At 61.1% G+C, this 21,199-nt stretch carries 17 protein-coding genes; 8 read left to right on the top strand and 9 right to left on the bottom strand.

The window, feature by feature from the left end; genetic code table 11:
* Positions 1–14 precede the first annotated feature (14 nt).
* The 3 genes from PYH37_RS10645 to PYH37_RS10635 all read right to left on the bottom strand — a co-directional run bounded on the left by PYH37_RS10645 (position 15) and on the right by PYH37_RS10635 (position 2,203).
* Positions 15–347, bottom strand: a complete 333-nt coding sequence (locus tag PYH37_RS10645; RefSeq protein ID WP_280731376.1) for a hypothetical protein — start codon at positions 345–347, stop codon at positions 15–17.
* A gap of 365 nt (positions 348–712) precedes the next feature.
* A complete protein-coding gene (locus PYH37_RS10640) occupies positions 713–1,315 on the bottom strand; it encodes an NADPH-dependent F420 reductase (protein WP_280731375.1) in 603 nt (200 codons plus the stop codon).
* A 153-nt stretch (positions 1,316–1,468) separates the two neighbouring features.
* Positions 1,469–2,203, bottom strand: coding sequence for an SDR family NAD(P)-dependent oxidoreductase (locus PYH37_RS10635; protein WP_280731374.1), 735 nt, complete (start codon positions 2,201–2,203; stop codon positions 1,469–1,471).
* Between the two features lie 268 nt (positions 2,204–2,471).
* On the opposite strand from PYH37_RS10635, the gene PYH37_RS10630 reads away from it, so the two are divergent.
* The 4 genes from PYH37_RS10630 (at position 2,472) to PYH37_RS10615 (ending at position 6,345) form a co-directional block, all read left to right on the top strand.
* Positions 2,472–3,368: a LysR family transcriptional regulator gene (locus PYH37_RS10630; RefSeq protein ID WP_280731373.1), complete on the top strand. Its 897-nt coding sequence runs from the start codon at positions 2,472–2,474 to the stop codon at positions 3,366–3,368.
* Positions 3,369–3,854: 486 nt separating this feature from the next.
* Positions 3,855–4,061 carry a hypothetical protein gene (locus PYH37_RS10625; protein WP_280731372.1) on the top strand — a complete coding sequence of 69 codons (207 nt, stop codon included), beginning with the start codon at positions 3,855–3,857 and terminating at the stop codon, positions 4,059–4,061.
* Between the two features lie 696 nt (positions 4,062–4,757).
* On the top strand, positions 4,758–5,324 hold the full coding sequence (locus PYH37_RS10620) for a TetR/AcrR family transcriptional regulator (protein ID WP_280731371.1): 567 nt from the start codon (positions 4,758–4,760) through the stop codon (positions 5,322–5,324).
* A gap of 52 nt (positions 5,325–5,376) precedes the next feature.
* Positions 5,377–6,345 (top strand): quinone oxidoreductase family protein, encoded by a 969-nt coding sequence (locus tag PYH37_RS10615; protein WP_280731370.1) that lies wholly within the window; start codon positions 5,377–5,379, stop codon positions 6,343–6,345.
* Positions 6,346–6,560: 215 nt separating this feature from the next.
* Here the strand turns inward: PYH37_RS10615 and PYH37_RS10610 are convergent, their stop codons facing one another.
* A complete protein-coding gene (locus PYH37_RS10610; RefSeq protein ID WP_280731369.1) occupies positions 6,561–8,159 on the bottom strand; it encodes an ABC-F family ATP-binding cassette domain-containing protein in 1,599 nt (532 codons plus the stop codon).
* A gap of 118 nt (positions 8,160–8,277) precedes the next feature.
* On the opposite strand from PYH37_RS10610, the gene PYH37_RS10605 reads away from it, so the two are divergent.
* Entirely contained in the window at positions 8,278–8,943 is a 666-nt protein-coding gene (locus PYH37_RS10605; RefSeq protein ID WP_280732477.1) for a TetR/AcrR family transcriptional regulator, read from the top strand.
* Between the two features lie 773 nt (positions 8,944–9,716).
* Here the strand turns inward: PYH37_RS10605 and PYH37_RS10600 are convergent.
* The 5 genes from PYH37_RS10600 to PYH37_RS10580 form a co-directional block, all read right to left on the bottom strand.
* The gene (locus PYH37_RS10600) at positions 9,717–10,493 is read right to left on the bottom strand and encodes an alpha/beta fold hydrolase (RefSeq protein WP_280731368.1); all 777 of its coding nucleotides are present in this window, start codon (positions 10,491–10,493) and stop codon (positions 9,717–9,719) included.
* A 130-nt stretch (positions 10,494–10,623) separates the two neighbouring features.
* Complete coding sequence (locus PYH37_RS10595) at positions 10,624–11,136, bottom strand: cytochrome P460 family protein (RefSeq protein ID WP_280731367.1); 513 nt, start codon at positions 11,134–11,136, stop codon at positions 10,624–10,626.
* A gap of 24 nt (positions 11,137–11,160) precedes the next feature.
* Positions 11,161–12,222 (bottom strand): alpha/beta fold hydrolase, encoded by a 1,062-nt coding sequence (locus PYH37_RS10590; RefSeq protein WP_425336055.1) that lies wholly within the window; start codon positions 12,220–12,222, stop codon positions 11,161–11,163.
* A 62-nt stretch (positions 12,223–12,284) separates the two neighbouring features.
* Entirely contained in the window at positions 12,285–12,701 is a 417-nt protein-coding gene (locus tag PYH37_RS10585) for an organic hydroperoxide resistance protein (RefSeq protein ID WP_280731366.1), read from the bottom strand.
* Between the two features lie 33 nt (positions 12,702–12,734).
* Positions 12,735–14,009: an epoxide hydrolase family protein gene (locus PYH37_RS10580; protein ID WP_280731365.1), complete on the bottom strand. Its 1,275-nt coding sequence runs from the start codon at positions 14,007–14,009 to the stop codon at positions 12,735–12,737.
* Between the two features lie 247 nt (positions 14,010–14,256).
* On the opposite strand from PYH37_RS10580, the gene PYH37_RS10575 reads away from it, so the two are divergent.
* The 3 genes from PYH37_RS10575 to PYH37_RS10565 all read left to right on the top strand — a co-directional run bounded on the left by PYH37_RS10575 (position 14,257) and on the right by PYH37_RS10565 (position 21,149).
* Positions 14,257–17,124, top strand: a complete 2,868-nt coding sequence (locus tag PYH37_RS10575; protein WP_280731364.1) for an ATP-binding protein — start codon at positions 14,257–14,259, stop codon at positions 17,122–17,124.
* A 596-nt stretch (positions 17,125–17,720) separates the two neighbouring features.
* Complete coding sequence (locus tag PYH37_RS10570; protein ID WP_280731363.1) at positions 17,721–18,782, top strand: NAD(P)H-dependent flavin oxidoreductase; 1,062 nt, start codon at positions 17,721–17,723, stop codon at positions 18,780–18,782.
* A gap of 225 nt (positions 18,783–19,007) precedes the next feature.
* Positions 19,008–21,149 carry a TonB-dependent receptor gene (locus PYH37_RS10565; RefSeq protein WP_280731362.1) on the top strand — a complete coding sequence of 714 codons (2,142 nt, stop codon included), beginning with the start codon at positions 19,008–19,010 and terminating at the stop codon, positions 21,147–21,149.
* Positions 21,150–21,199 lie beyond the last annotated feature (50 nt).

Genomic DNA, 21,199 nt, shown 5'->3' with positions numbered 1-21,199 from the left:
TCTGGCAACTTTCATTACTGTCCAGCTTCGATGCTCGGCCACGGTAAACTTGCGACGAATCGGTCAAACACGGCCACGTCGTAGCGATGGTCAGTGATACCGCTGACCAGGACGGGCAATTCAGAAGGCAGAGTCCATTTCACCGTCGCCGGCACACATCCGGAAATAGCCTCGTACCAGGCGTGTACTGAGTTCCGCAGCCGGACGTGCAGATCGAAGTTGGGGCGGTGGCGTTCGTTGTCGGCGTCGCGTTGCTGACGGGCGATTGATGGATCGATTCGCTTCACAAGATAGAGATCGGCGAAGCCGACAACCCTCTTGCGAAAAGCTTCCCGGGTCGCTTCCAACTGGTGGAGCCAGTGCTCGTCGGGCGCCTCGACCGCCTTCCAAAAGCAGACATAGTTATGCCGCCGAAGTTCAGCCGACTATTTCGGCGCACGCGTTCGAACACTGCCCCGTCCGTCACGGAAAACCCACCTACACCTTCCGTCGCTATAGGGGCGTTGCGGGACAGGCTGTGCAAAAATCTGATCAGGAGATGGCGCCGCCACGGCCGCTGCCTGGTAAGCCGGCCTCCTGAAATTCGCGTGGGGGTGGAAAGGGGACGTCGAAGCCCTCGCCGCTTCCGGACCTCGGATTATGACTTATCCCGCGTGGACTCTCATGGACGGGCCCGGGCAAGCAGCACCTCTGACATTGGACAGTAAATCCGTTACTGCGCCTTCTTGAACAGGTCCTGGAAGATCAGCTGGCCCCAAGTGCGGCCGCGTGCGTGCACCAGCGCGCCACCCTCGTTGAGCTTTCCCAGCTTGACGGGTGCGAACCCGAGTTGTTTGGCCAAGGCCGCCACGGGAGCGATCGCGTCCTCGTCGTCGCTCGACAGAAAGACGACCCGGTGCCCGCCCTCGACGATCGGATCTGCAGCCAAGGTGGCCGCAACCAGGTGATTGAAACCTTTCACGAGCTTGGCGCCGGTGAACGCCTTCGCGACGAAGGCGGAGGACGGGAGACCGTCCAGCTCTTCAGGGAGAACTCCAAACGTGTTCGTCGCGTCGATCACTGTCTTGTCTTCCCAGCTCGGCAGAGCCTTCGCAACCTCGCGATGTTCCCCGAACGGGACCGCCAAGATGATTGTGTCGGCCTCGAGCGCATCCCGCAGCGACTTGGCGACGACCGTGGGTCCAATCGCCCGAACCTGCGGCGCCAACGCCTCGGGCGGCCGGCGGCTCGCGACGGCCACCTTGATGTTCTTACGGGCGAAGGCGTGGGCGAGGGCCTGGCCTATCTTACCGAATCCTACAATCGCATAGCTCATAATACTTCTCCGATCCGTGTTGATATTGATTACCCGGCCTTCAACGGCGCTGGGTTATCCGTTCCGCTGTGTGGCGACCTTCGCGTAGACGTCCGGCCGTGAGCGACTTCGCGCGGCCGGACGGTCAGCCACTTCAGGCGATCCGGCGCGAATTCAAATGGCCGAGAAGCCGCCGTCGACAGACAGCTCCAACCCATTCACGAAGCTCGAATCGTCTGAAGCAAGAAACAGCGCGACCGCCGCAATTTCCTCAGGACGACCCATCTTTCCCCGCGGGATCAGGGATTCGAACATCAGCTTCGCTTCCTCTGTGAGAACTTGGTCCTGCATCGGTGTGGCGATCGGCCCCGGGTGCAGCACGTTCACCCGGATATTCCTGCCCTTCAGCTCGTTGAGCCACCCGCGTGCGAATGCGTGCAACGCCGCCTTGCTCGCCGCATACACGCTGTAACCAGGAAAACCTTTCACCGAAGCAACTGATCCGGTCATGAAGATCGATCCGCCATCGTTGAACAGCGGCAACGCCTTCTGAACCGTAAACAGGGTGCCGCGCGTATTCAGGCCGAAGGTCGCGTCGAAATGCTGCTCGGTAATCTCGCCCAGTGGGGCGGCTTCGCCCGTGCCGGCGCTCGCGTACAGGACGTCGATCTTGCCCTTTTCCCGCTTGACTGTATCGAACAGGCGGTCGAGGTCGTCGAGATTGGACGCGTCGCCGCGCACGCCGGTCACGTTCCGGCCGATCAGCTTGACGGCCTCGTCCAGCGCCTCCTGTCTCCGGCCCGTGATGAAAACATAGGCCCCCTCTTCGACGAACAGTTTCGCCGTCTCAAGTGCCATACCGGAGGTACCACCCGTGATGACCGCAACCTTACCCTCAAGCTTTCCCATGACTTCTCCTTTCGTGGTGTCCGGACAGCATCTGCCTCCGAGAACCTCGAAATGGGTCCGCCGGTGTCCGTTGTTGAGTGCGGAAGCGCGCACATCGGTGGTGCGAAATCGATCCGGCTGGACGACTGACGCCAGCCGCGACGATCGGTGTCCGCCGTTCGGAATGGGGCCTCGTTCGTCGACATAGGCTAGGATAACCGCCCGTACTGCTGTTCGATGTGTTAGATACGGGCTTTGGAAGGCGCACCCCGCGGTGCGGGATTGCACCATGATCGACTGGGATGACGTTCGCTACTTTCTTGCCGTCGCGCGCGGAGGCTCAGTGCGGGCCGCCGCCGAGCGCCTCGGGGTGAATCACTCGACCGTGCTGCGGCGCATCGCTCAGCTCGAGGAACGCCTCGGAGCGCACATGTTCGAAAAGCTGCCTTCGGGCTACCGCCTGACGGCTGCGGGCGAGGAGGTCCTCGAGTTCGCGGAGCAGATGGAGGCGTCGTCGAACCGGCTGGAGACGCGAATCTTCGGGCGCGACCAGGGCGTACGCGGACTCTTGCGGGTGACACTGGCGCCGATCCTCGCGACGCACTTGCTTATGCCCGACTTCGCTGAGTTTGCGCTTCTGCATCCGGACATCGAGATGGAAATCGTGTCGTCCGGCGAGTTGGCAAATCTGACCAACCGAGAGGCCGACGTCGCGATCCGCGTCGTTTACGACCGCAAAACCCTGCCGCTCAATCTTCACGGTCTGAAGGGACCGGAGCTGTTCGGCGGTGTCTACATGTCCCGCGATCGACTAGCCGCGTGGCGTGCGGGTGCGCCCGATCCCATCCGGTGGATCGTCATAAGCATTCATGGCACCCCGGACTGGGCCCGCGAGGGTGAGGTTCGTACCACGGGGGTTCCGTTCAGGACCACGGACGGCGAGGCGCAGATCGTTGCAGTACGGCAAGGGCTCGGGATGACGACACTGCCGTGCTTCGTCGGAGATGCCGACCCCCTACTGGTGAGGGTGCCGGGCACCGACCTGCACATGCATGGAACGCTCTGGCTTCTCACGCAGGGGGAGACACGCAAGACGAAGCGCGTGCGGCTCTTCACCGAGTTCGTATCCCGCAGGCTCGCCGCGTACGCGCCGCTTCTCGCGGGGCTGTCTGTATCGCGCGACTGATGCGCAGCAGGTCGCCGGCGACGCTTGCAGTGGACAAGTGCCTAGAAGCGGGCATCCCCAGGGTACGACTTGGGTCGATAGCGCGGCCCGCCTTCCGCGATCCGGACCTTCACGAGGTTCGGAGACATCCACCCCGCCGAAGGGGCCTCTACACTGGCGGCTTTATCCCAAGTCGCTCCCGAAAACCGTCGTTCCGGTACTTGGCCCATTGCAGACCAGCACCGTCCGGACGATGAGTGGCACGGTTTGGCCCGCAGCAGACCGCCCCCCCGAGGGCCGAACTTCGGCTGTCCACACAACTGAGACTGTCGGGATGCTGCGAGCACCCGCGGTGCCGCGGACCCGCGAAGCGGATTAGGTCTTGAAACGGTCGAAGGTCGTCTGATCGGAGGTCGGCCTCCGGCTCGTTGTCAAAAACGACTCTTCGGACTGACTCGTCCTCTAAATCCGCTATAAGGCATTCGCTCGAGCAATTTGGGAGAGATCATGGAGACCGTCGAAATCAGCAGCCGTAGCGACTTTGCCCTGTGGGCAATCCAGCGCGCGCAGGAAATTGTAACCGCGGAAGGCGCGGCCTTCGCGATAGCAGCCCGCGAAATGAACGAGGAAGCACTGATGGAAACTGCGGCCGTGCTCGGCAAGGCGATCAGCGATGCAATGCTCGAAGTGTTTGATAGCATGCTAGGTGAATGATTTCCCGGTGTTCGATCGATCACGGGGTCACTGTCTGAGTGAATGCGGCGAACGACTCCGCTTCTGGTTGGAACCTTTCCGTCGGAGAACATACCTATCGATCGGCTGCGGCACTCAGGTCCCACGTGGCAAAGTTCCCGTCGATATATTTTGCGATCTTTTAGCACAAAGGGGAACGCCCCCCCGGGGTTCGCGCCTGAGGCCCGCGTAGGGACGGCTCCTCTCGACCCGTTGCGCCATCTGACGAATGTGAAAGATCGGCCCACTGCAGACGCTCCACTGCCCGACACGAAGGAACTATGCGAGCAGTGCTGGCGACGCGGCCATTGGGGCCGGCGACACCGAACAGAGGATTGCTTGGATGAATTTAGGGATGCGCAACGAACCCACGAACATGGGACTCTATCCGTATCTGCAGGGATGGGCGTTGACGACAGGGGAACGGTATCAAGAATAGGTCGAGGTGATGAAGGAACTAGACGATTCGGGCGCCCCATCCCACTCACCAAGATCGAGGACAAGGCGCTGCATCGGCAGGCAAGCGATTTGATTGGGGCCGCGTTACCGGAGAAGTAGCAGCCTAATGTCGTCGCCTAAGGGCGATATCGCCAATGACTGCAACGGGGCTCCAAGTAGTTGACGGCGCTCGGAACGACCATTCTTGACAGATCGTTCCAATATGCCTAACTAAGCTCCATGGCACGGACCAAGGAATTCGACAGGGATGAGGCACTGGACGCGGCGATTGGTGTGTTTCGTGAGCATGGCTACGAGGGTAGCTCGACGGACATGCTTGTACGAGCGATGAAAATCGGTCGCCAGAGCCTCTATGACACGTTCGGCGACAAGTGGAAGCTCTATTGCCTTGCCGTAGAACGGTACTCGGCCGGAGAGACGAATGCCCACATTGGCAAGTTGCGCGGCGAATCGCGGGCCCTGGACGGCATTCGTGCAATGATGGAGCGCGTCGTCGAAGATGCAGGACAAGCCTGTCTTGGCGTTAGCTCAATCTGCGAGTTCGGGCAGACGATGCCGGAACTCGCCGCACTTCATCATGCCGCGGACTGGCGGCTGAAGGATGCTGCTCGCGAACGCATAGCCGAGGCTCAGATAGCAGGCGATGTAGACAAGACCCTCTCTGCAGGGGCGGTGGCGGATTTTCTGTTCTGCAGCATCGCCGGCATGCGCATCGCCGCCCGCGGCGGCGCGAGCAGAGAACATCTGCAATCTCTCGGAAGGCTCACGCTTCGCGCCATCATGTAGGTGAAAAAATTTTTAATCGTTTTTGGAATGATTGGTCAAAAAAGGAAAGCACATGAAAGCCATAGTTATGAACAAGGTCGGCAGCACCGACGTGATGGAGTTCGTCGACCGCCCGGAGCCCGGTGCAACGCCGGGAAACATCGTTGTGAAGGTTGCCGCCGCCGGCGTGAACTTCATGGATATCGGCGTGCGCCAGGGCATGGCGTGGACTGAAATGCCGAATCCGAAGGTTCTCGGCGTCGAGGGGGCCGGCCGCGTGATTGCCGTTGGCGATGGCGTCGGCGAATTTATCCCCGGCGACCGGGTCGCCTGGGTCTATGCGCCGGGCAGCTATGCCGAACGCCTGTCGATCCCGGCGAGTTCGCTCGTCAAGATTCCCGACGGTATCGATGATCACACCGCCGCGTCCGTCATGATGCAGGGCCTGACCGCCAGCCACTTCGCCACAGATTTCTATCCCGTGCAACCCGGCGACACGGCTCTGGTGCACGCAGCGGCGGGCGGCCTCGGCCTGTTGCTGACGCAAATTATCAGGCGCAGGGGCGGCCGTGTGATCGGACGCGTCTCGTCCGAAGACAAAGTAGCCATCGTGAGGAAGGCCGGTGCTGAGCATGTCATCGTCGATAGCGAAGGGCAATTTTCCGGCGAGGTGCTCCGCCTCACCGATGGAGAGGGCGTGAACGTCGTCTATGACGGTTCGGGCCCCAAGACCTTCAAGGACTCGCTCTCCTCGCTTCGCCGTTCCGGTACGTTCTGCTGGTATGGACCGGTACTCGGCGGGCCTGGGCCACTCGACATCATGAGCCTGCCGAAGAGCATTAAACTCGGCTACGCCGTCTTTTCCGATCACATCCATACGCCAGGACTGTTCCGCGCCCGCGCGCGACAGCTCTTTCGCTGGATAGAAGAAGGATCTCTCAAGGTAAGCATTGGCGGCAACTATGCGCTTGCCGACGCCGCCCGCGCACATGCCGACATGGAAAGCCGCACCACCACCGGTAAGCTGCTGCTGATGCCGTGAAGGATGGCGCGATGAAAAAGTAGAAGACAAGTCGACAAAACTCGCACTGGTATTCTGAGAAACGCGCGGCATTAGTGCCGCAATCGCCAGACGGTTGGCGACCGACAGCTTTCATGTGGTGATCACTTGCGTTACGCGGCCGAGGCATACCTCGCGAGTGCGCAAGCGTGCTACATGAGCGGTGCGAGCGTCACAATCGACGGCGGTTATGTGCTCTAACGAGCCTTCTCCGCAGGCCCTGTCAGTTCGATGCGTCGATCGACACCAATATTGGCAAGGAAGGTTTCGTCATGGCTGACGACGAGGAGCGCGCCGTCATAAGCAAGCAAGCCCGCCTCCACTGCCTCGATGGAATCGATGTCCAGATGGTTGGTCGGCTCGTCGAGGATAAGCAACGAAGGCGGGGACGCCCCGCCGAGCACGCAAGCAAGGCCGGCGCGCAACACCTGCCCGCCGCTCAAGGTGCCGACCGGCTGAAGGGTGGCGTCGGCACGGAAGCGGAAGCTTGCCAACGTCGCACGGCAGGAATTCTCGGTCGCGCCGGGGTTGAGCCGCCTGAAGTTGTCGAGGATCGTATCGTCGCGCTCGAGAATCCCGACGCTTTGATCCAGCATGGCGAAAGGCACTGTGACGGAGAGCGTCCCTTGGAATGGCAAGATCTCTCCCGCCACCAACCTTAGAAAGGTCGTTTTTCCCGATCCGTTGGGACCAACAAGTGCGACACGTTGTGGCCCCATCAGTGAAAAGGACAGGTCCTGAATAATGGGATGGGCCGGATCGTAGCCAGCCGTGACCTCGTCAAACGCGAGCACCTGACGGCCTGCGGGCAATCCCGTCGGAGGAAGGCGGACAGAGAATGGCTGCAAGACTTCAATGCGGGCCCGCGCGGCCGAGACGGCATCGAGTGCCTCTGCCCGCTGGCGCTCGGCAAGTTGCACGCCCTTTCCTCGGGTCGCCTCCGCATTGCTTTTTCGCTTGCCGAGCAGAATGCGCGGCATGTCGCCTTTCCCCCCTTTCTTGGCGCCGGCGGCGTTGCGCCTGTCCCGCCGCTCGGTAATGAGCTGCGCCTTACGGTCGATCTCGTCGCTTGCCTTCTGTGCATGCGCCAGATTTTGTTCTGCCGCTTCCAACTCGACGCCTTTGATTGCCTGGTAGACGCTCCAGTTCCCGCCGTAGCGTTTGGCGCCAAGCGAGGTCAGTTCGATGATCGTGTCCGCGTGGTCGAGAAGTTCGCGGTCGTGGCTGACGATAATCGCGCCGTTCCGCCAGCCGGTCATAAAGTCGATTACCGCCCGCCTACCGTCACGATCCAGATTGTTAGTGGGCTCGTCTAGCAGCAGAAAATCGGGCTCGGAGAATGTTGCCGCCGCGAGGGCGGCCCGCGTACGCTGACCGCCGGAAAGCTGCGTCAGGAGAGTGTTCGTCTCTGCCTCCAACCCGATATGGGCAAGGGCAGCAACGATCCGCTCCTCTACCGTCCAGTCCGCATCGGCCAATTCCTCGACACTCGCCTCGCCTTTTTCGGCGCGCTGCAGCAATGCAATCGCCTCCCTCGCAACGAAGAGATCGGCAATGGTTTCATCCGCAGCTACCTGAAGCATCTGCCGGGCGAACGCGATGCGCCCATCGATGATTACCGTGCCGGCAGAGGGCCGTACACGGCCGGCAATGACGTTGAGCAGCGCCGTCTTACCGACACCGTTCCTGCCGACAAGCCCCACCTTTTCAGGACCTAAAGCCAGCTCGAGATCGGCAAAGACCTGTTCACCGTCGGGTTTCGACCAGGAAAGACCGAAAAGCGTGATGGAGGGCATAGCAATAAACCTGTTGCGAAGGAAATAACGGCACGGTATGGTGCTGTTATCAGAGATCAGCGTCGAGGGCAATGACAGGCCGTTCGGCCTGCTGCCCATCGACTATCAACGGGGAATAATGAATCCAGCCATTAGACGTGCCGGTGGACGGCCAAGACGCGAGGAGTCCGAGGCTCTGACCGAGCGACTTCTCGATAGCACCCGTTCGACCTTCGCCCGCAAAGGTGTGGCCAACACTTCCGTGGAAGAGATCGCCGCGGTGCTCGGCATCTCGAAGCACACGCTCTATCGGCGTTATCGGAGTAAGCCGGCGCTCCTCGAAGCCGTCGTCGAGCGCGACCTGCTCCGCTTTCGCAAGGCGCTCTCGGAGGCCGCAGCCCAAAGCGCCGACCCTCTCGAAGCCTTGCATGATACCGCCAGAAGGTACTTTCTCTTCGGCGCGGACCGAGATTATTCCGCTTTCTATCTCTCAGTAATAGCCGAAGCCGTGATCTCCGCCTCGCTCCGTGAACGCTTGGCGGAGTGGTCGGGCATTGCGCTGCAGCCACTCAAGGAGGCGATCCTCTCAGCGCAGGCCGCTAATGCCATCGTGCCAGGCGATGCTGCAGAGATTTGCGGCATCCTCGTCGATTTGCTCGAGGGCGCCAACAATCGTGTGCGGCTCGGCACCTCCGATTCACCTGAGAAGATCGAATTCCTCGAGCTCTTCGAACGTCGATGGACGGTGTTCCTCGCCGCCATGAGTTCCATACCTGGACCGCACCGACCGGAGACCAACGTCTAAGACAGCTGTAGCAACACCAATCCGTTTTCCCAAATGCTCAACATGGTTTGTCAAGTTCGGGAATGACGGCGATGGTAAGCGGACGCCTACGAGTTCGAGAAACACGGGGATCCTAAAGTCAGGCATAGCCGTCGTCACAATGGAAAGCCTACCATCGATTATAGTGAACTTTATGGATCACGATGGGAACGGGAGATCGGCCAGAGCCCAATCAACACGACCGGCCTGCTGCCGACCTTTGCGATCCAGGCCTAAAATCAATGCTGGATCACCTCCATCGCAAGAGCAGTCTTTGGCTCTTGAGACGGCAGCCATCCTTGAAGACTCCGATCAGAAAGCATGATCAAACAAAAGAGCGGCTGTTTCAGCAGCCGCTCATTCGCCAGGACTACATCCGCGGCGCCGGGGCATTCTGCGTGAATGGAGGCAACGCTTCCAACGGAGCAATCACTGCGTCGATGTTCGGCCAGCGTCCGAGATCGAAGCCGAGACGCCGCGCGGCCCACCGCCTGCGGAAACTGGAAGATAGCGGCGACCGTCGGCCGACCGGAGAGAGCGAAAGCTCGCTCCCGGCGCCCCGCTATCAATCGCTCGATCGATTCGAGCTCTTCAAAGCGGAGGTCCGTCACTACATTTCGGTCGTCCGCTATCGCTATACGGACACGCAGCGGCAGCAATCTCAACCAAGACTTCTCCAACCGCAAGGACGGGCTCCGGCCGCTCGACAAGTTCGATGACTTCCGGCCCGCCGGTTCGGCTCATTACGATTGCTTTCATCGCGATGCCTCAGTGGCCGCCTTCTCGATCAGCCCGGCGACGGGTTCGGGATTCGAAACCATCACAACATGAGAGGCACCCTTGACGACCACGGTATCCCGCGAGTGCGCCCGTGCAGCCATGAAGGCCAAGGCTTCCGGCGGTATGTTCTTGTCCCCGTCACCGTAGATGAACCAGCTCGGGATCTTCATCCACGCCGCTTCCGCTTGGGTCTCGTTCAGCGCCGCTTCTTCAATGGGTCTTTGCGTCACTGCCATGAGCTTGGCTTCGGCTTCGGGGACGTCGGCGGCGAACTGCTCGTGGAATTTGTCCTGCCGGATGTAGAGATCCTTGCCTCCGCTCGACAGGGTGACTGGCGGCGCGAGGGTCGGACCAAGCGTGCTGCCGGGAAATTTGCCGGCGAGTTGCGCGGCGGTCTCGCCCGCATCCGGCGCGAAGGCCGCGACATAGACCAGCGCCTTCACGTTTGCATGGCCTTCGGCCGCGTCGCTGATGACCGAGCCGCCGTAGGAATGCCCAACGAGGACGACAGGCGATTTGATGGCGCCAAGGATATCGGCGACGTCGCTGGCGTCATTTTTGACGCCACGCAACGGATTGGCGACAGCCACGACGGGATAGCCATCCGTCTCCAGGATTTTGACGACGCCGTTCCAGCTCGACGAATCCGCGAACGCGCCGTGGACCAGAACGATGGTGGGTTTGTCGGCCTGCGCATATGCATTGCCGAACGAAGCGCTGGCGATTGCCAAGGCTGCAAGCAGTGTTTTCATCTGACATGTCCTTCATGGTTGATCGAAATCGGCGGCTATGGTGGCCGTTCCAGACGATGCGAACATCGGAGTCGTTCTGGCGATTCCGCGGGCGCTGGATTCCTCAAAAATCCATGGGCCGGCTCATGGGCTATGGGGCGAACCGGGTGAAGACGTAGTCGTGCCCCTGAACGCGCGCCTCATGGCAGGCGAAGCAGGTCTGGTGCTGAGCCTCATCGACCGGCTTGCCGTCGACAAACCGGCCGAAGCCCCATCCGCCGGTGGCTGCATATTTCTTCGAGTCCTTGAGCATGACCTGGACGGTTGTCGACGCGCCGGGAACGGATGCGGGTTCGAATTCGGGCGATTGCGCCCGCTTCCATGCGAGCTTGACGAGGACGGTGCCATCCGGAAACGGCAGCGTGCCAGCCCGATATGCCTCGATTGCAACCGAATTCGCGACGACTGCACGAAGCTCGTTCAGCGGGTCCGCTTCCAGCGCCGGCGCGACCAGTTCCCATCCCCGGTAGCCGTCTGGGATCGTCACGCCGTAGATCGGCGAGGCATTCGTCGCGCCCGAACCCGCGCCGGCTCCAAGCGTCGCGCCCGCGGTTCCGACCAATGTCGCTGCCAGCCCGGCCAGTGCGAGATTAAGGCGTCTCATCGCAATGTTCCTTCTGTCGAGTGGCTAGAAGCGGTCGACGTCGATGACTGCCTGGGCGAAGGCCTGAGGTGCCTCCTGCGGCAGGTTGTGACCGATGCCGCCCGTGATCAGGCGGTGCTCATACTTGCCGGAAAATCTCTTGGCGTAGACGCTGGGGTCCGGATGAGGCGCGCCATTGGCGTCGCCCTCCATCGTAATCGTCGGCACACCGATAGTTGGAAACGTGGCGAGCTTCTTTTCCAGGTCATCGTATTCCGGTTCGCCTTCGGCGAGACCGAGCCGCCACCGATAATTGTGGATGACAATATCGACATGGTCCGGATTGACGAAGGCTGCCGCGCTCAGCGCGAAAGTAGCGTCGTCGAACTTCCATTGCGGAGAGGCGAGCTGCCAGATGAGCCTAGCGAAGTCGCCGGTGTTTTTCGCGTAGCCGGCACGCCCACGTTCGGTAGCGAAATAGAACTGGTACCACCACTGGAGCTCGGCCTGCGGCGGCAGAGGGGCCTCGTTCGCCGCTTGGCTGCCGATCAGATAACCACTGACCGATACCATCGCCTTGCAGCGAACCGGCCAGAGCGCGGCAACGATGTTGGCGGTCCGCGCTCCCCAGTCGTAGCCGGCGACGACGGCCTTCTGGATTCCGAGGGCATCCATCAACGCGATGACGTCGACGCCGAGCGCTGCCTGCTGGCCATTCCGTGCCGTGGCGTCCGACAGGAAGCCTGTCGTCCCGTAGCCGCGCAGATAAGGCACGATCACCCGATACCCTGCGTTCGCAAGCAAAGGCGCGACGTCGACGTAGCTGTAGATGTCATAGGGCCAGCCGTGCAGAAGGATGACTGGCGGTCCGTCCGCAGGACCGTCCTCGGCATATCCGACGTTGAGCAGACCCGCGTTGATCCGCTTCAGCGACGCGAACGACGTCCGCGGCTTCATGGCGCCCGAGGCGGCGGCTTGCGTACCGACACCTTGTGCACTCACTATGCGAATAGCGCCGAGCTGCGCCGCGGCTACGGTCGCGGCAGCGATGCCGAAAAGGCGCCGGCGGGAATGGTCGATTTCTTCTGGAATTCTGACTGAGTTCATTGCTGTGGTGCCCTTCGGTGTGCCGTTGGCCAGCGATCCGATCGTTGATCGAGCCGACGGGGCTAAGTGACGTTGATTTCGACTTCGATGTTGCCGCGCGTGGCCCTCGAATAGGGGCAGGTCTGATGCGCTGCATCCACGACAGCTCGTGCTAAGTCGCGGTCGAGACCGGGCAGGTTCACATTGAGCCGCGCGCTGAGAAAGTAGGCACCGTCGTCGGTGTTGAGATCCACTTCGGCATCGATCGCCAGGCCAGCAGGCAGTGCAACGCCCATCTTGCGAGCGGCGATGGCTATCGCGCCCTCAAAGCAAGCAGACCAGCCGGCAGCGAAAAGCTGTTCCGGATTGGTACCGCCTCCCGTGCCGCCGGGCGTCGAGAGCCGAATATCCAGCCTGCCGTCGGAGCTGCGGGAAGCACCGTCCCGGCCGCCAGTGGTGCGGACCTTGGCGGTGTAGAGCCGTTTTGCCTGTGCGGTCATATCGTCGTTCCTCATTGCGAAGGTGAGCGCCGATCAGCGGAGCGACCTAAAGGCCGCTCGGACTTCTCGGGTAAAGATTTCCGGCTGTTCCCATGCGGCGAAATGGCCGCCGTTCTCGGCGTTACTGAAGTAGACGAGGTTGTGGTAACAACGCTCGGCCCAGCTTCGCGGCGCGCAATAGATCTCCCCGGGGAACACCGTTACGGCCACGGGAAGCTGAGGGATGTCTACGGCGTTGAAGTTATTCGAATGGTCTTCCCAGTAGATCTGGGCCGCGGAGGTTTCAGTTGCAGTGAGCCAGTAGAGGGAGATGTCATCGAGCATCTCGTCCTTCGTCAGGACCCGCTCGGGGTGCCCACCGCTGTAGGTCCACTGGGCGAACTTTTCGTAGATCCACGCAGCCAAGCCGACAGGGGAATCGACCAATGAGTAGCCGATGGTCTGTGGCCGGGTGACCATCATGGCGGCATAGCCCGAACTGTCCCTGTAGAACGTCTCCAGAGCGGCGAATGCTGCCTGTTCGTCCTCCGTCAGATCGCTCGGAGCCGGTCCGCCTGAGGCGAGAATTGCGGCGATTTCCTTCGGCACGGTTCCAGGCATGTTGACGTGTATGCCAATCAGTCCCGGCACGTTCTGGAGCGCCATTCGATGAGAGATCACCGACCCGCAGTCTCCACCTTGCGACACGTAGCGCTCGTATCCCAGGCGCTTCATGAGGACCGCCCAGGCACGACCAATATGATCGGAGCCCCAACCGGTCGTCGTCGGTTTCCCGGAAAACCCGAAGCCGGGGATGGAGGGTACGACAAGGTGAAACGCATCCTCTGCAGCACCGCCATGCGCAGTGGGATCGGTGAGCGGGCCGATGACTTTGAGGAACTCCAAGATTGAACCGGGCCAGCCATGCGTCATGATCATCGGCATGGCGTTCTCGTGAGGGGAGCGGACGTGGATGAAGTGAATGTCGAGGCCGTCGATCTCAGTGATGAACATCGGCAGCGTGTTCAGTCTGGCCTCCACCTTCCGCCAGTCGTAGCCGGTCATCCAGTAGCCGACGAGGTCTTGGAGCTTCGCTAGTTGCACACCCTGTGTTTGATCTTTGACGGTCTCACGGCCGGGCCAACGCGCTGCGGCCAGTCGTCGACGCAATTCAACGATTGCTTCATCTGGAATGTTGACCTGGAAGGGCCGTACAGCCTCGCTATCAACGGCAGTGCTCGCCTTCGCAGGAAGCAGCCAGAGAGCGCCTGCAGCCACTGATCCGGCAAGCAGATGGCGTCGCGTGAGTGTTAGGGACGGGGCGGACATGGTCATTCTCTCCTTGGGTCGGCAGAGGCTCTGCTCGACACATAGTGAGAGATCGCCCGACGAGCCCGTTATGCGTTATGAGGAATTGTTAGCGCTCATCGGCAACTAGAAGTTTTGGAAGCAGGCTACTATGTTCTTGTTGCAGGTCGTCAACTGCGTGAGAAACCATCGTTTATGCAAGACGCCCCAGGTGGGGTCTTGAGTGGGATTTTGCTTCAGACCTTCACAAGTCGCAAAGGATGATGGCATGACGCAGTCGGCGAGCGAGACGATCTCGTTTGGTGCCTTCTCATTGAATGCAAATGAACGGCTTCTGCTTCGAGACGGGGCGCCTGTGGAACTCGGCAGTCGCGCGTTCGACATCCTGGTCGTTTTGACCGGACGCCCGAACGAAGTCGTCAGCAAGAAAGAACTGCTGGATCGTGTGTGGCCCGACGTGATCGTCGAGGAAGGCAGTCTGCGGTTTCACATCGCCAATCTGCGCAAGGCATTAGGCGATGGGAAGGAAAGCGCGAGATACATTTCGACCCTGTCCGGGCGGGGATACTGCTTTGTGGCGCCAGTCCAGCGATCGAGTCAGGGGGACGATGTCCCAGGAGAGGTCGCCGCCAGTTTCCCAAAGGCCAATCTTCCGGGCCGGCTCGTCCGCATGGTGGGGCGGGCGGACGACACTGCAGTACTCTCCGCGCTGCTGGCGGAGAAGCGATTTGTGACCATCGTCGGCACGGGCGGGATCGGCAAGACGACCGTAGCGGTCGCGGCAGGCCATAATCTGGTCCGATCTTTTGATGGCGCCGTGCATTTCGTCGATCTGGGCGCATTGGCCGATCCTTGCCAGGTTGCGGCGACGGTAGCCTCAACTCTCGGGATTTCGTTTCAGTCCGAAGACCTCGTCTCAGCCCTAGCCACCTATCTGGCCGACAAGCGAATTCTCCTGATCCTCGACACCTGCGAGCATGTCATCGAAGCAGCGGCGGATCTGGCCTACCGCATCTTTTCCGCTGCGCCTCAGGTTCACCTGCTTGCAACGAGCCGCCAGCCGCTCAACGTCGAGGGCGAACACGTCTATAAACTGGCTCCGCTCGCCTGCCCACCGGACGAACCGGATCTTACGGCCACTATGGCGCAGGGCTTTCCGGCGATCGAATTGTTTATGGAGCGGGCCGCCGCTAGTGGGGCTCGCCTCGACCTCGACGACGCCGACGCCGCGGTCGTGGCGACCATTTGCCGAAAGCTTGATGGGGTGCCGCTCGCGATTGAATTGGCGGCTGGACGGGTCGCAAGCTACGGTATCCAGAAGACGGCCACCCTCCTCAATGAACGCCTGTCTTTGCTCTGGACCGGACAGCGAACCGCGCCGCCGCGCCAAAGGACCCTCCAGGCCACGCTTGACTGGAGCTCCAATCTGCTATCCGAATTCGAGCGGCGGGTGCTTCGCCGTCTTGCCGTGTTCGTCGGCCACTTCGCGATCGATGCCGCGCTCGCCGTAGTGACGAACGCCAGTATCGACGAGACGATTGTTTTCGAGGCCTTCGACAGCCTTGTCGCCAAGTCGATGGTCGCGACACGGCCCGCCGGAGCGACGATGCGCTATCGACTGCTGGACACCACGCGTGCCTACGCCCTTCAGCTCGATATCGAGGAAGCCGAGTTTGCCGATCTGGCCGCACGTCACGCGATCTATTATATGCGGTGGCTGGAAGAAACCGGGGGCGAATGGCCGACTCTATCGAGCGCGGCGCAACGGGCGCTGCACCTCGACGGCCTTGCTAATGTGCGCGCGGCCCTGGATTGGTGTTTTGGACCCACCGGAAACACGCAAGTCGGCATTCGCCTTGCCGCCGCTGCAGCTCCTGTCTTTCTGTCGATGTCCTTGCTGACCGAATGCCATCGCTGGACAGCCAGGGCCATGGAGGCTCTCGACGATGCCACGCGCGGCGGGCGCGAGGAGATGCATCTCCGGGCAGCGATGGGAGTCTCGCTGATGTTCACGCACGGCGGCAGAGATGCCGCGCGCGTCGCATTGGAAAGAAGCCTGGCAATTGCTGAGGAGCGCGGCGACGGACTGGACCAGCTTCAGGTTCTCGGTCCCCTGCAGATGTTTCACCTACGCACCGGAGAATTCAGGGTCGCCCTGGATTATGCAGAGCGCTGTTCCGCACTGGCCGAAGCCCTGGAGGATTGCGACTCGGCGACGTTGGCCTACTCCCTCATGGGTATTTCGCTCCACCTAAATGGTGACTTCGGCCGCGCGCGGACCGCGCTGGAAGCTGCGTTACGGACTGGGCCGCGATCCAATCAAACCACGACCAATTATCTCGGCTTCGACGGGAGGATTCTGGCCGGCGCAATACTCGCCAGGACTCTGTGGCTGCAAGGGCTTTCCGACCAAGCGGTCGAGCAAGCCTTGCGGACGATTGCGGACGCAGAAACGCTTGACCATCCTCTGACGCTGTCCATCGCCTTGGTCTGGGCCGTATCGGTATTCCTCTGGGTCGGCGATCTCGAACGTGCTGACAAACACACTGATCGTCTTCTCTCAACTGCCGCACTCCATTCGCTACGCCCTTATCTCGCAGTCGGCCGCGGGTTTATGGGTGAACTGGCCATCCGTCGAGGCGACACCGACAAGGGCATCGTCAGCTTGCGGCATTGCATTCGTGAGCTCCACAAGGCACCCTACGAACTGCTCAGCACGCCGCTGACACTCTCGCTTCTTGAAGGCTTGGCAGCAGCTGGCCGGGTCACGGAAGCGTTGGCGCTCGTGGACGAGACGATTCAGTCGGTCGAGGCGAACGGTGATTTGTGCTACTCGGCAGAGTTGCTTCGTGTGAAGGGCGGCCTTGTGGTTGCGGCATCGCAATCTGATAGCGACGACGCAGAAAAGTGCCTGACGCGGTCGCTTGAGGTCAGCCGCTGTCAGGGGGCGCGGGCTTGGGAGTTGCGCACCACAACCTACCTGGCGACGCTCCTGGCCGATCGCGATGAACGCGAGAGTGCCCGAGAGCTTCTTCAGCCCGTGTTCGAGCAGTTCGTGAAAGATCCAAACTCCGCCGACCTGAAGTCAGCGGCTCGCCTGCTTGCAACATTGGGCTCGTTTGGCGCCATAGATTAGCTCCCCCTAACGGAGCGTGCGATCAGCTCGCTGAGCTGTACCGCGCCGCTACGATGCAGTTGTGGACGATCGTTCGAGAAGACTGGTGACCTTACAGGAGTCCACGCCCTCGGCCGCTTCCGGCTAGGCCATATGGAATCGGTGCCCGAAATGTCTGCTGTTGGCGCTACTTGCTCATTCTGGTCAACCAGACGTACGACAGGAAACCACCCAACTGAGACGATCGGAGACCGGCAATACGAGCGCCGGTCCGTGGTGTCGGCTGTTTATCCGCCTTGAAGCGATTCGAACCATAGTCCCTTATTTTTGCGGCCAATCATGGTTCGCGTGGTCAATAACGTTCTATTTTGGCGCTGCAGCCGCCGTTGGGCCTGGAGGCAATATCCCGAACAGGAAGGTTGATACCTCGGCGCCTGGACGAAGCCACTAGCGATCGTGGCAGAAAGTTTGTCATCAGCATCGACGCGGCTCATTTTCGCAGCGCCGATCCCATTTCAGCAGGCAACTTCGAGCTCGTTGTATGTGGTCGCCGAGTCGGACGCGTTGTACAATATCGTTTTGGTCGACCTGATTACCTTCGTCGATTGGAGGCTCGCATGTGGCCGCGTCGAAATCTTCAGGACCTTCTGGGTATCGAGCACCCCATCATACAGGCTCCAATGAGCGGCATCACGACGCCCGAGTTGGTCTCGGCGGTGTGCAATGCGGGCGCCCTAGGTTCGCTCGGCTGCGGCCTCCTGCCGTCCGAGCTGGTGCGCGAACAAGTCGCGGCGATTCGGACCGCTACCGATCGCCCCTTCAACTTGAATTTCTTCGCGCATCCGCGACCTTCCGTGGACAATAAGGCCGCCGCCGAGGCACGGCAAAGAGTTCAGCGCTATTATGATGAACTCGGGCTGGGTACGGCGCCCGAAGCGACCGAGCCTTTCCCCATCTTTGATTCGAGCAGGCTGGGCTTGGTGCTCGAACTGCGGCCCCGCGTGGTGAGTTTTCACTTCGGGTTGCCTGGTGCCGATGCGCTGAACGCGCTGAAACGGGCAGGCTGCCTCATCTTGAGCTCGGCGACCACCGTGGCCGAGGCACGCTGGCTCGAGGCGGCGGGCGTCGATGCGATTATTGCACAAGGAGCGGAGGCCGGCGGGCACCGAGGGACTTTTACCGACGATGCCGGCGCGGGCACCGTTGGTACAATGGTGCTTGTTCCACGGGTCGTCGATGCGGTGCGCGTGCCTGTTATCGCTGCTGGCGGAATATTCGACGGCCGCGGGATTGAGGCGGCCTTCAAGCTTGGGGCGAGCGGCGTTCAGATCGGCACGGCTTTTCTCGGCTGTCCCGAAAGTAACGTGCCGCCGCCCTACCGGGAAGCATTGCGAGCTGCCACGGACCTGAGTACGCACGTTACTCGCATGTACACCGGTCGGCCCGCGCGTGTCCTTCGCAATCGTTTCTCCTCCGAAATGGCGGCCGGTGATGCGTTGGTGCTCGACTTTCCGCTCCAGGCATCGCTGACGATGCCGCTCGGACGCAGCGCCGACGGCGACATACGCCCGGACTTCTTGCCGATGTGGGCGGGTCAGGGCGCATCGGCAGGAAACAATTTGCCCGCGGGCGAATTTGTGCGGCGGTTAGTAAACGAGGCCCAAGAGAAGCATTCTTAATCGCTCTTACAATGTCTTGCGCCAGTCGTGATCGACACCCTCTCGATCAATATCCGGGCAGTCCACGGGTGCACAGTGATGTGCCAGTGAGCAAGTGTCAAACGATGCGCTCTATTTGTTGACAGAAAAAATCAAGTTATCTAACACCCCTTTTGAGCCAACACACTCAACTCCCTGCGAAGCGAGCCGACTGTTTTGGTCATTGTTCACAACGGGGGGCTGCGTATGGAATTGCGTGTTGGACTGCTGGCTGTCTTGGTGGCGACGGTAAGCCGCGCCGCACTGGCGCAAGATGTGACGGCGCTGGAGCGTCTCGAGGTGAAGGCGGGTGCTTCGAATGGGACGATCGGCACTGAACCGGAAGACTATGCCGGGGGGCAGGTGGCGCGCGGCGGTCGCGTAGGCTTGCTCGGCAACCGCGGCTTCATGGATACGCCGTTCAACATCACCGGCTACACGGCAGAGACGATCGAAAACCAGAACGCGAAGACCGTAGCCGACGTCCTGGCCAACGACCCCTCGGTGAGGAGCACGCACGCATCCGGCGGTATGCTGGATTCCTTCTACATTAGAGGGTTTCCGCTCAATGAGGGGAACTTCGGCGAAGTCGCCTTCGACGGCGTCTTCGGCGTCGCTCCGACCTACCGCCTGTTCACCGACTATGCAGAACGCGTCGAGGTGCTTAAAGGGCCGACGGCACTCCTCTACGGCATATCCCCGAACAGCAGCGTCGGCGGCACCATTAACATCGTGCCGAAGCGCGCGTCTGACGTCGACCTGACCCGAGTGACGACCGACTATGCTTCGGATCTTTACGGCGGCGGCCACGTCGACATCAGCCGCCGGTTCGGCGATGAGCGGCAATTCGGCGTCCGCTTTAACGGCAGCTATCACGGCGGCGACACGGCGATCGACAACCAGTCACTGGACGTAGCGGTCGGGGCACTGGCGCTCGACTACGAGGGAGAAGACTTCAGAGCGACATTGGACGTCATCGGGCAGCGGCAGGACATCGACGCTCCGCTTCGCCCATTCTTCCCCTTCGGAACCTTTGAAATCCCCGACGCGCCTGACGGTCGCTCCAACATCCAGGAACCGTGGGAATGGACAAGGACGGAAGACCTGTCCTGGTTGGGCCGGGTCGAATATGACGTAAGCGACGCCGTCACGGTGTTCGCAGCCGTCGGCGGTGGCAACTCGCGCGTCGAGCGGCTGTTCGGCACGCCACTGCTTCTTAACTCCGCAGGCGACGTCAGTGTCACGCCGCAGAATTTCGTTTTCGATGTCGACCGACTGACGGCGGAGGCGGGCGTTCGCGCCGAGTTCGAGACGGCGGCCATTGATCACTCGGTCGCATTCCAGGTCAGCGGACTGCAGCAGAGTCTCGCCCGCGGCTCGAATTCAGGGACCGCGCAGCTAACCCATATCTTCGATCCGCTCCCCCGCCCCGAGCAGGATGTGCCGCAGCCGACGCATGTGCCGAGGATCTCGGAAAACATCTTCTACGGTTTGGCGCTTTCCGACACGATGTCGATGTTCGATGAGCGCGTGCAACTGACTTTGGGTGGGCGCTGGCAGCACATCGACACCGAAAACTACAGCCCAGTCACGGGCGACGTCACCAGCTCTTCCGATGAGAGTGCATTGACGCCGCTCGCCGGCATCGTCGTCAAGCCGTGGGAGAATGTCGCGTTTTACGCCAACTACGTCGAGGGCCTGAGCGTCGGCGACACCGCTCCGACGACGGCGGTTAATTCGGGCGAAACGCTCGCGCCCTACCGATCCAGACAGTATGAAATCGGCACCAAGGTCGACCTGGGCCGGGTAGCGGTGACCGTCAGCGCGTTCCAGATCGAAAAGCCTTTCGGCGTGCTCGAGACGCGCGGCAGCGATCTGGTCTTCGTCGAAGGCGGCGAGCAGCGCAACCGCGGCGTGGAGTTGAACGTCTTCGGCGAGGTGACCCCCGAGATCCGAGTGCTCGGTGGCGTCACCTTCATTCATGGTGAAATCACGAAAACGCCCGATAACCTAACGCGCGGCAATACACCGATCGGCGTTCCTTCGCTGCAAGTCAATCTGGGGGCGGAGTGGGATACGCACTTCTTGCCGGGCCTGACGCTCACCGGCAATGTCATCCACACGGACGAGCAATTTGTGAACACCGCAAATACCCAGGAAATCCCCTCCTGGACGCGGCTTGATCTCGGCGCCCGTTACCTGACCGAGATCAATGAGAGGCCGGTCACCTTCCGGGCCAACGTCGAGAACGTCTTCGACCTCGACTACTGGTCCGGCGTCGCGAGCTTCGGCACGATTTCGCAGGGTGCGCCGCTGACTGTGAAGGTCTCCATGACGACCGATTTCTGATACCGGGTGCACGTCATCGCCGATGACGACACAGCCTCTGGTAATATTGA

Source organism: Sinorhizobium numidicum (assembly GCF_029892045.1).
Taxonomy (GTDB): Bacteria; Pseudomonadota; Alphaproteobacteria; order Rhizobiales; family Rhizobiaceae; genus Sinorhizobium; species Sinorhizobium numidicum.
The sequence above is the reverse complement of the archived record's forward strand: the minus strand, read 5'-3'. Positions and strand labels throughout refer to the sequence as shown.

What these genes read in the sequence shown, in the direction of transcription:
- PYH37_RS10640 (WP_280731375.1), bottom strand. Translation starts at nt 1,315, where the DNA reads ATGAGCTATGCGATTGTAGGATTCGGTAAGATAGGCCAGGCCCTCGCC.
- PYH37_RS10635 (WP_280731374.1), bottom strand. Translation starts at nt 2,203, where the DNA reads ATGGGAAAGCTTGAGGGTAAGGTTGCGGTCATCACGGGTGGTACCTCC.
- PYH37_RS10630 (WP_280731373.1), top strand. Translation starts at nt 2,472, where the DNA reads ATGATCGACTGGGATGACGTTCGCTACTTTCTTGCCGTCGCGCGCGGA.
- PYH37_RS10625 (WP_280731372.1), top strand. Translation starts at nt 3,855, where the DNA reads ATGGAGACCGTCGAAATCAGCAGCCGTAGCGACTTTGCCCTGTGGGCA.
- PYH37_RS10620 (WP_280731371.1), top strand. Translation starts at nt 4,758, where the DNA reads ATGGCACGGACCAAGGAATTCGACAGGGATGAGGCACTGGACGCGGCG.
- PYH37_RS10615 (WP_280731370.1), top strand. Translation starts at nt 5,377, where the DNA reads ATGAAAGCCATAGTTATGAACAAGGTCGGCAGCACCGACGTGATGGAG.
- PYH37_RS10610 (WP_280731369.1), bottom strand. Translation starts at nt 8,159, where the DNA reads ATGCCCTCCATCACGCTTTTCGGTCTTTCCTGGTCGAAACCCGACGGT.
- PYH37_RS10605 (WP_280732477.1), top strand. Translation starts at nt 8,278, where the DNA reads ATGAATCCAGCCATTAGACGTGCCGGTGGACGGCCAAGACGCGAGGAG.
- PYH37_RS10600 (WP_280731368.1), bottom strand. Translation starts at nt 10,493, where the DNA reads ATGAAAACACTGCTTGCAGCCTTGGCAATCGCCAGCGCTTCGTTCGGC.
- PYH37_RS10595 (WP_280731367.1), bottom strand. Translation starts at nt 11,136, where the DNA reads ATGAGACGCCTTAATCTCGCACTGGCCGGGCTGGCAGCGACATTGGTC.
- PYH37_RS10590 (WP_425336055.1), bottom strand. Translation starts at nt 12,222, where the DNA reads ATGAACTCAGTCAGAATTCCAGAAGAAATCGACCATTCCCGCCGGCGC.
- PYH37_RS10585 (WP_280731366.1), bottom strand. Translation starts at nt 12,701, where the DNA reads ATGACCGCACAGGCAAAACGGCTCTACACCGCCAAGGTCCGCACCACT.
- PYH37_RS10580 (WP_280731365.1), bottom strand. Translation starts at nt 14,009, where the DNA reads ATGTCCGCCCCGTCCCTAACACTCACGCGACGCCATCTGCTTGCCGGA.
- PYH37_RS10575 (WP_280731364.1), top strand. Translation starts at nt 14,257, where the DNA reads ATGACGCAGTCGGCGAGCGAGACGATCTCGTTTGGTGCCTTCTCATTG.
- PYH37_RS10570 (WP_280731363.1), top strand. Translation starts at nt 17,721, where the DNA reads ATGTGGCCGCGTCGAAATCTTCAGGACCTTCTGGGTATCGAGCACCCC.
- PYH37_RS10565 (WP_280731362.1), top strand. Translation starts at nt 19,008, where the DNA reads ATGGAATTGCGTGTTGGACTGCTGGCTGTCTTGGTGGCGACGGTAAGC.